Source organism: Marinimicrobium sp. UBA4509 (genome assembly GCF_002388575.1).
In the GTDB taxonomy this organism is placed as follows: Bacteria; Pseudomonadota; Gammaproteobacteria; order Pseudomonadales; family Cellvibrionaceae; genus Marinimicrobium; species Marinimicrobium koreense.
The window spans coordinates 58,546-67,814 of sequence record NZ_DGMV01000025.1 but is presented as its reverse complement, the minus strand read 5'-3'; the positions used below and the strand labels follow the sequence as shown (position 1 = coordinate 67,814).

Annotated in this window: 9 protein-coding genes; 7 read left to right on the top strand and 2 right to left on the bottom strand. The window is 59.4% G+C overall.

The genetic code is table 11. The features are described from left to right. Both B3520_RS02930 and B3520_RS02925 read right to left on the bottom strand, forming a co-directional pair. On the bottom strand, positions 1-665 hold a 665-nt coding region (locus B3520_RS02930), incomplete at its 3' end, for a CNNM domain-containing protein (protein WP_286875373.1). A gap of 66 nt (positions 666-731) precedes the next feature. Further along, on the bottom strand, positions 732-1,535 hold the full coding sequence (locus tag B3520_RS02925) for a cytochrome C assembly family protein (RefSeq protein ID WP_123637419.1): 804 nt from the start codon (positions 1,533-1,535) through the stop codon (positions 732-734). A gap of 207 nt (positions 1,536-1,742) precedes the next feature. On the opposite strand from B3520_RS02925, the gene ffh reads away from it, so the two are divergent. From ffh to fadB, 7 genes are all read left to right on the top strand, one after another. After that, positions 1,743-3,143 (top strand): signal recognition particle protein, encoded by a 1,401-nt coding sequence (gene ffh / locus B3520_RS02920; RefSeq protein WP_286806623.1) that lies wholly within the window; start codon positions 1,743-1,745, stop codon positions 3,141-3,143. A gap of 11 nt (positions 3,144-3,154) precedes the next feature. Continuing rightward, on the top strand, positions 3,155-3,598 hold the full coding sequence (locus B3520_RS02915; RefSeq protein WP_286806625.1) for an META domain-containing protein: 444 nt from the start codon (positions 3,155-3,157) through the stop codon (positions 3,596-3,598). Between the two features lie 16 nt (positions 3,599-3,614). After that, positions 3,615-4,130, top strand: coding sequence for a hypothetical protein (locus B3520_RS02910; RefSeq protein ID WP_123637416.1), 516 nt, complete (start codon positions 3,615-3,617; stop codon positions 4,128-4,130). 425 nt (positions 4,131-4,555) lie between these two features. Further along, positions 4,556-6,253, top strand: coding sequence for an NAD-dependent malic enzyme (locus B3520_RS02905; RefSeq protein WP_286806628.1), 1,698 nt, complete (start codon positions 4,556-4,558; stop codon positions 6,251-6,253). A 56-nt stretch (positions 6,254-6,309) separates the two neighbouring features. After that, a complete protein-coding gene (locus B3520_RS02900; protein WP_123637414.1) occupies positions 6,310-6,669 on the top strand; it encodes an MmcQ/YjbR family DNA-binding protein in 360 nt (119 codons plus the stop codon). Positions 6,670-6,696: 27 nt separating this feature from the next. Continuing rightward, positions 6,697-7,311 carry a helix-turn-helix domain-containing protein gene (locus B3520_RS02895; RefSeq protein ID WP_286806631.1) on the top strand — a complete coding sequence of 205 codons (615 nt, stop codon included), beginning with the start codon at positions 6,697-6,699 and terminating at the stop codon, positions 7,309-7,311. An 11-nt stretch (positions 7,312-7,322) separates the two neighbouring features. Beyond that, positions 7,323-9,269, top strand: a 1,947-nt coding sequence (gene fadB, locus B3520_RS02890; RefSeq protein WP_286875371.1) for a fatty acid oxidation complex subunit alpha FadB, incomplete at its 3' end; no start/stop codon positions are given.

The window sequence follows — 9,269 nt, the reverse complement described above, 5'->3', positions numbered from 1 at the left end:
GGTAGCGTCAGGTCCAGGCCTTCGACCTCGTTGCGGGGGATCATGATGTCTTCAACCGTGGACTTTTCCAGGTCGAGAATATTCAAGAGCATCCCCTGATGCTGATCGGGGATCAGGTCTCCGGCTTCATCGACCACGGTTCTCAACTCCTCGGGGTTGAGATGCTCCACGCCGCTGTGCGCTTTATGGATGCCGAATACCCGCGAAATGCTCTTGGAGATGCCGTTCACCAGATAGACGGCGGGCGCGAGCACCACAGACAGAGGCTTGAGGAACCAGCTGGAAAAAAAGGCGAAACGCTCGGGATACAGGGCGGCGAGGGTCTTGGGTGTGACTTCCGCAAACACCAGCATGACAAAGGTCAGGATCAGGCCCGCAGCGGCAATACCGGCATCGCCGTAGAGGCGAACACCGATGACGGTGGCGATGGAGGCGGCAAAAATATTGACCAGGTTGTTGCCGATCAGAATCAGGCCGATCAACTTGTCGGGAGTCTTCAGAAGGCCAGTCACGCGAATCGCCCGATGATCACCTTTTTTGGTCAGGTGCTTCAGGCGGTACCGGTTGATGGACATCATCCCGGTTTCCGAGCTGGAGAAGAACGCGGAGAGGACCAACAGTCCGATGAGCGCGGCAAACAGTATTTCTAGCGGTGCTTCGTTCAAGGCGACTTATGCCCATTCTGCTGCGAGGCCGGGTATCTTGAAGCAGAACTCCCCCCGAATCAATAGTCAGACGGCCCCGAGAATCAGCTCCAACACCAACTTGCTACCAAAATACGCCAGCATCAGCAGCAGAAAGCCGCCCAGCGTCCAGCGGATGGCGGTATAGCCCCGCCAGCCCAGGTAGTGACGGCCTCCAAGTAGCACGCTGTAGATGACCCAGGCGGCGAGTGAGAACACCGTCTTGTGGGCCAGGTGCTGGGCAAAGAGGTCGTCAAGAAACACAAAGCCGGAAATGATCGACAGGGTCAGCGCCAGGTGACCGGCCCAGAGCAACTCGAACAGCAGGGCCTCCATGGTCTGCAGCGGCGGGAGCAGGCGCACCCGGCCGGTGGGGTGGCGGTGCTTCAGTTGGTGATTCTGCCAGGCCAGAAGCAGCGCCTGCAGGGTGGCGATGGTCAGAAGGCTGTAGGCCAGAATCGACAGGAGCACATGACTGGCCAGGGTGTAATCGAGCACCAGTGGGTGCCCCGACGCATTGCGCCCCAGTAACGAGGCGATGATGCCCAGGGCGGACAGCGGCAATAGCAGAATGAACAGATTGTGCAGGGGTTTGCGCAGGCTGCTCAGCAGGACCACGGCGTTGATGACCCAGAACAGTAGCGAGGAGACCCGGAAAAAGCCCAGTTCGATAGCCCGTGGTAGCGCGACCAGTTGATAAACCCCGATGCCATGGACGACCAGTGCCACGGCGACCGCAATAAGCAGGTGGCGGCGGTGGGGCTCCCGGCCCTGAAGCAGGGTCCAGATCAGATAGGCTCCGGTGAGCAGGTACAGTGCCGCCGCCAGGCTGTTGAGGAGCAGGGTGGTCATAGTCAGGGGGCGTCCTCGTATGAGCGTTGATATCCAGTGGTTTCCGGTGGGTAGCAGTGTGTCACAAGGTGTCGTCAAAGAGAAGCGGAAGGCTTCTCATTCTCCCGTCAGCCGGGGGCTGGGCCTCGTCGGCCCCATCGGCTGGACCCGGGCCCCACCTTTGGGGGTATAATCGCGCCCATCATTGATCTGCTGTCGAGAGTAACCATGTTCAATACGCTGAGTGATCGCTTATCCGATAGTCTGCGCCGGGTGACCGGCAAGGCCCGGCTGACCGAAGATAATATCAAAGACACCCTGCGGGAGGTGCGCAAAGCGCTGTTGGAGGCGGATGTTGCGCTGCCGGTTGTGAAGACCTTCGTCGCCCAGGTCCGTAGCAAGGCGCTGGGACAGCAAATCAGCAAGGCGCTCAACCCGGGCGAGCAATTCCTGAAGATCGTCCAGGAAGAGCTGGTGTCCGTGATGGGGGCTGCCAACGAGACTCTCGATCTGGCGGTCAAGCCTCCGGCGGTGATCCTGATGGCGGGCCTTCAGGGGGCCGGTAAAACCACCTCTGTGGCCAAGCTGGCTCGCTACCTCAAAGAGCGGGAAAAGAAAAAGGTGCTGGTGGTCAGTGCCGACGTTTACCGTCCCGCGGCCATCAAGCAGTTGGAAACCCTGGCCGAAGAAGTGGGCGTGGACTTTTTCCCCTCCACCGCCGAACAGAAGCCGGTGGCGATTGCCGATGCCGCGATCGCACACGCGCGCAAGCAGTTCGCGGACGTGGTCATTGTTGACACCGCGGGCCGGTTGCATATTGACGATACCCTGATGGAAGAGATTCAGGCGTTGCACAAGGCCGTCAATCCGGCCGAGACCCTCTTTGTGATCGACGCCATGATCGGTCAGGATGCGGTCAACACGGCCAAGGCGTTCAATGAGGCGCTGCCATTGACGGGTGTGGTGCTGACCAAAGCCGACGGCGATGCGCGCGGCGGTGCAGCGCTCTCGGTCCGTCAGGTAACCGGCAAACCGATCAAGTTCCTCGGCACGGGTGAGAAAGTGGATGCGCTCGAGCCGTTCCACCCGGACCGTATTGCCTCGCGTATTCTCGGCATGGGCGACCTGATGTCGCTGATCGAACAGGCCGAGCAGAAAATTGATAAGGACAAGGCGGACAAGCTGGTCAAAAAGGTCAAAAAGGGTCAGCGTTTCGACCTGGAAGATTTGCGGGATCAGCTCCAGCAGATGCAGAGCATGGGTGGCCTGGGCTCCATGATGGAGAAGCTGCCCGGCATGGGCAATATGGCCCAGCTGGCGCAACAGAATAACCTGACCTCCCAGTTCAAAGTCATGGAAACCATCATCGATTCCATGACGCCCTTCGAGCGCCGCAATCCGGACCTGCTCAGCGGCTCTCGCAAGCGTCGGATCACCATGGGGTCGGGCACCCAGATTCAGGACCTCAACCGGTTGCTGAAGCAGTATAAGCAGATGTCCAAAATGATGAAAAAAATGAAAGGCGGCGGCATGAACAAGATGATGCGCGGCATGGGTGGCATGATGGGCGGTGGCGGCGGTATGCCCGGTGCCGGCGGCGGCCAGTTGCCCCCGGGGTTCCGTCGCTGATGCGCCGGACAATGCGCGCCTTCAAAACGCTGGCATTGATGGCGCTGGCGTTGTCATCCGTCACTGCCTGCCAGTCATTTCGCACGCCGGCTGAACAGCAGACGGGCCCAGCGCTGTCGGAGTTTCAGGGCAGCTGGCGGGTCGTGGCGCTGAGCGGTGATGATCTGGACTCCTCGAGTCATGCGTTTGTCGAGTTTTCTGAGCCGCCGCGGCTTACCGGAAACGGTGGCTGCAATCGCTTCTTTGGTGTCTATCAGTACGACGAATCCGGGCTGCGTATCGACTCGTCTCTGGGCAGCACCCGGATGGCTTGCGCTGCGCCGGTGATGGCACAGGAGGCGCGGATGTTTGAACTCTTGCCTCAGGCCATCGCCGTCCAGTTGACCGGGTCCGATGTGTTGGTTCTGAAAGATGCCGACGGTACCGAGTTGCTGCGCGCGACTCGACAGCCCTGAGGGCAGGGCGAGCGCAATGCTTTTTTTTGATACCGAGTATCTGATTCGGCGGCCACTGACCGACGTGTTTTCCTGTCTCAGCGACTTCCAACGCTATCTGATGCAGCTGCCCGAATTTTATGGTGCGCATCTTACAACCGACGACAGCTCCATCGCGCCGGGCAAGGTGTACTGGATCAGTGTGCCCGAGGCCGATTATGCATATCGTACCCGGTTGGAGCTGATCGAAGTGTGCTCGCCGGAGCGTCTGGTTTACGACTATCAGTACACCGCTCTTGAGAACGATACACCTCTTTCTGCCAAAGAAGGGCCAATGCCCTGGGATCGGGCCCGAGTCGCATTGACCTGCTCGGCCTGTGAAGAGGGCACTCGGGTCTCGGCCCAGATGTGGGTGTTTGGCGTGCAGGGGTTTTTGGCTCGCTGGAAAGTCAACGCACTCAAAACCACGAGCGCCCGCGCACAGAAAAGCGCCAATGACAATATGGTGCGGGTTATTGAAAACCTGCTCGACGATAGCGCCGCCGATCGCTGAGTCACTCAGACGACGGCGAGCGGCACTCTCCTTCTACGAAACCGATCACCCCGTCTTTCGCACACGCGCTACAGGCATTGCCGAACGTGCGTTTCTGACCGGCGCCCGCCGACGTTTCTGTCGCCCACTCTTTGCTTGATGTCACCCCGTCGTCTTTTGGAGCAAGCTGGAAATAGCCGCAAACCGGATCATACTGCTGGGTGCAGACGTCGGGTCGCTCTTGCGGGCACGTGGTCAGATCTTCCGGTAGTGCCGGGGCCGGCTGCTCGTTCGCGGACCCTCCCTGACAGGCGGTCAGAGTGACCACCAGGGATCCGGTCAAAAGTACCTTAAGGCCGAGACCCGTCCTGGTTGTGCAAGCGGTGGCCTGCTCCGTGTCCGGGTCTGTGTTAACATTTGTTTCTTTGATAATCGTTGCAGGTGTCATGGTGAAAAAACGCCCCATTTATCTTCCGTTCGCGGGTCCGGCTTTGTTGGAAGCCCCACTGTTAAACAAGGGTAGCGCCTTCAGCACCCAGGAACGTCAACACTTCAATCTGGAAGGTCTGCTGCCCTACAGTATTGAAACGATTGAAGAGCAAAAGGCGCGCGCCTACGAGCAATTGTGCTCGTTTCATAACGACATTGACAAGCACATTTACCTGCGCAATATTCAGGATACCAACGAGACATTGTATTTTCGGTTGGTCGTGGATCACCTGGAAGAGGTGATGCCGCTGATTTACACGCCGACGGTGGGCCAGGCCTGTCAGCAATTTTCCAAAATCTATCGCCGCAAGCGCGGCCTGTTCATCACTTATCCCGACCGGGAGCGCATGGATGACATGCTGCAAAATGCCACCAAGCAGAAGGTCAAAGTGATCGTGGTCACCGACGGTGAGCGTATCCTCGGCCTGGGCGATCAGGGTATTGGTGGAATGGGGATTCCGATCGGCAAGTTGGCACTTTATACCGCCTGCGGTGGTATCAGTCCGGCCTACACCTTGCCGGTTGTTCTGGATGTGGGCTGTAATAATCAGTCCCTGATCAACGACCCCATGTACATGGGATGGCGTCACGAGCGCATCACCGGCGATGAGTACTATGCGTTTGTGGATCAATTTATCGAAGCGGCGCGCGTGCGCTGGCCCGATGCCCTGATCCAGTTCGAGGATTTTGCCCAGGGCAACGCGACGCCGTTGCTCGAGCATTACAAGGACCGAATCTGCTGTTTCAACGATGATATCCAGGGCACCGCGTCGGTGACCGTGGGCACGCTACTGGCGGCCTGTAAGGCCAAGGGCGAGTCCCTTGCCAAGCAGACGTTTGTGTTTGCCGGTGCTGGCTCCGCCGGGTGCGGGATCGCGGAACAGATCATTGTCCTGATGATGCAGGAAGGTTTGAGCGAGGCGCAGGCCCGTGGTCGGATCTACATGCTGAACCGTTCCGGTCTGTTGCGCTCGGGGTCGGAGAATGTGCGCAGCTTCCAGAAGCCGCTGTGCGTTCCGGATGAGCAGGTCGCCGATTGGGATCTGTCCAATAGCAAAAATCCCGACCAGATCAGTCTGTTGGATGTGGTACGCAACGCCAACCCGACGGTGCTGGTCGGTGTGTCCGGTCAGCCGGGGCTGTTTACCAAGGCGGTTATTGAAGCCATGCAGGCTCATTGTGAGCGGCCGGTGGTGCTACCGCTGTCGAACCCGACCTCCCAGGTGGAAGCCCAGCCGGTAGATATTCTCCGCTGGACCAGCGGCAAGGCTATCGTTGCGACTGGCAGTCCCTTCAAGCCGGTGGATATGGCGGGGCAGCGTCACGAGATTGCCCAGTGCAATAACAGCTACATCTTTCCCGGGGTCGGGCTGGGGGTTGTGGCCGCAAAAGCGTCACGGATTACCGACAATATGATGGTCGCGGCCAGTCGGGCATTGGCCGAGAGTTCTCCGATGGTAAAAACCGGCCAGGGAGCACTGCTGCCTCCGCTGGGTGAGATCCGCTCGGTGAGCCAGGTGATTGCCCGGGCGGTCTTCCGGCAGGCGGTTGAAGACGGTGTTGCCATGCCGGTACCGGAGGAGGTAATGGATCAGAAAATTGCGAGCAACTTCTGGGAACCGGAGTATCGTGATTATCGCCGAACCTCCTTTTAAGCTGTTAGACTATGGTTTTGTAAAATTAACCGACTACCTTGTGTGAGGCAAAATCAATGGATTACGAAAGTGCTAAGGCCAGCATATTGGCGAAACCTGAAGCGGTAGAACTGCAACCGGCAGGACCGGGCGTGGCGTCTTTCAAAGTGTGCCATAAACTGTTTGCGACCCTCGCCGAGGGAGAAGATGGCGTGCCTTACATCAACCTGAAGTGTGAGCCGAATCGGGCCCAGGAACTTCGGGATACCTATCCGGCCATTCAGCCGGGTCATCGTATGAATAAAGTCCACTGGAATAGTGTGATTCTGGATGGCAGTGTGCCCGAGGATCTGATCCTGGAACTGATCGATCACTCCTACGAACGAGTCGTCGAAAACCTCCCTCCGGCCGACCAGCAACGGCTCCTCGGTCGCTGACCGTCACATTCCGGGCAGGGTGGTAGAGTGAGTCAGACGGATCGTGACCCCGAAGCTATCGCGCTGGGAGAAAGGCTTCGCCTGGTGCGGGAGCTGAACGGGCTGTCCCAGCGCGAATTGGCCCGTCGCGCCGGTGTGACCAACAGCAATATTTCCCTGATCGAACAGGGCCAGATCAGCCCTTCGGTGGGGTCTCTGGCAAAGCTGCTCGACGCCATCCCCCTCTCTCTGGCGCAATTTTTCGCATTGGACACCCGAGCCCCCTTGGGCATCGTCCTGACCCGCGATCAGGTGATTCGCTCAGAACACCCCGAGTTGGGGTTGGTGATAGAGCGCTTCCCCCGATCTGACTGTCACTCCCTGTCACTTGAACGCCTGCAGTTTGCTCCCGGCGCAGACACGGGGGCCGAGCCCTGGCAACTGTCCTCAGCGCGATCCGGTTGGTTGCTGTCGGGCCGTCTAGAGTTGACTCTGGGGGTTCGCTGCTACACTTTGAACGAGGGCGATGGCTGCCAACTGCCCCAGGGGCAGTGGTTCCGTGTGCGCAATACCGGCTCGGTGCCGGCCATCGCGGTAGTGGCCCGCGGGGCGGATTGTCCAGTGCCGTTGACTCCGACCACACCTTTCGACCACGACCAATAGAGACTGTAGGTATGTATCAGGGACACACATTGAAGCTTGTCATGCTCGATGACGGTATCGCCGAGCTGGTGTTCGATCTGCAAGGTGAGTCGGTCAACAAATTCGGCCGGCAGACCGTTGTTGAATTAAGCGAAGCGCTTGATGCGCTTGCCGCGGCGACGCCCTCGGAGTTGAAAGGGCTGTTGATCAGCAGCGCCAAGCCGGCACTGATGGTCGGTGCGGATATCGGCGAGTTCCAGGGATTTTTTGCCTCCGGCGAGCAGGCCGTGAAGGATTATCTGGCGAGCAACAACCGCAACTTCAATCGCCTCGAAGATCTCCCGGTTCCCGTGGCCATAACGATTGACGGCTATGCGCTGGGCGGTGGCCTGGAGCTGTGTCTGGCCTGCGATTATCGGGTAATGACGCCCTCGGCCCGGATCGGACTTCCCGAAACCCAGTTGGGCATTATCCCGGGGTGGGGTGGCACGGTCCGGTTGCCCCGGCTGGTGGGCGTGGATACCGCTGCGGAGTGGATTGCCAGTGGCCGACAGTGGGATGGCAAAGCCGCGCTGAAAGCCGGTGTGGTGGACGCCGTTGTGGAGAGCGGCAAACTGCGGGAGGCGGGTTTGCATGTCCTGAAAGAATGTCATGAGGGTCGGTTTGACTATGCCGCCCGTCGAGCCGCCAAAACCGCGCCTCTCAAGCACAATCGGATTGAAGCCGCCATGGCGTTTGAAACGGCAAAGGCCGTGGTGGCCGCCCAGGCGGGGCGCCACTACCCAGCGCCAGTGGCGGCCATCGAGGTTATGGAAAAAGCGGCGGGCGAGGGCCGTGAGGCGGCACTGGCAATCGAGGCCGACACCTTTGCCCGCCTGGCGACCACAACCGTGGCCCAGGCTCTGGTGGGTATCTTTATCAATGATCAGTTGTTGGCTCGAAACGCCAAGCGCTGGCAGGCCGAGGACAAACAGGGTGTCTCGCGCGCGGCGGTCCTGGGCGCCGGGATCATGGGCGGCGGCATTGCCTACCAGTCGGCACTCAAGGGGGTGCCGATCAAAATGAAAGACATCGCCCGCAAAGGCTTGGAGCAGGGGCTGGAAGAAGCCAACCGGCTGTTGGTCAAGCGTGTCGAGAAAGGTCGCATGACCGCCAGTGCCATGGGCGAGGCGCTGAACCGGATTGAGCCGACCCTGGGGTACGACGGATTCGACGATGTGGATATGGTGGTCGAAGCGGTCGTGGAAAATACCAAAGTCAAACAGTCGGTGCTCGCCGAAACGGAGCGGGCGGTGGCCGAGTCCACCATCCTGGCCTCGAATACATCGACCATTTCCATCACCACGCTGGCCGAAGCGCTGAGCCGGCCAGAGAATTTCTGTGGGATGCACTTTTTCAATCCCGTGCATGCCATGCCGTTAGTGGAGATCATCCGGGGTGAGAAAACCTCCGATCGGGCCATTGCCCGAACGGTCGCCTATGCCAATCAGTTGGGCAAAAAACCCGTTGTGGTCAATGATTGTCCGGGTTTTCTGGTCAATCGCGTGCTGTTCCCCTATTTCGCGGGTTTCGCGCTACTGGTGCGCGACGGCGTCGATTACGAGCGGATTGATCGGGTCATGGAGCGCTGGGGTTGGCCGATGGGGCCCGCCTATCTGCTGGATGTGGTGGGACTGGATACGGCCATTCACGCCGAGCAGGTGATGGCCGACGCCTATCCGGATCGACTTCAGCGCGATTTCACCTCCTGTACCGAAGTGCTGTTTGACAGCGGGCGGTTGGGGCAGAAGAGCGCGGGCGGTTTTTACGATTACAGTGACGATCGCAAAGGGCGGCCGCAAAAACAGTCGAGCCCCCAGGCCCGGGAGTCTCTGGAGCCGATGGACAATACCGACCTGTCGGATGAAGCCATTGTGGCCCGAATGATGGTGCCGATGGTCACCGAGCTGGTTCGTTGCCTCGATGAGGGGATTGTCGCC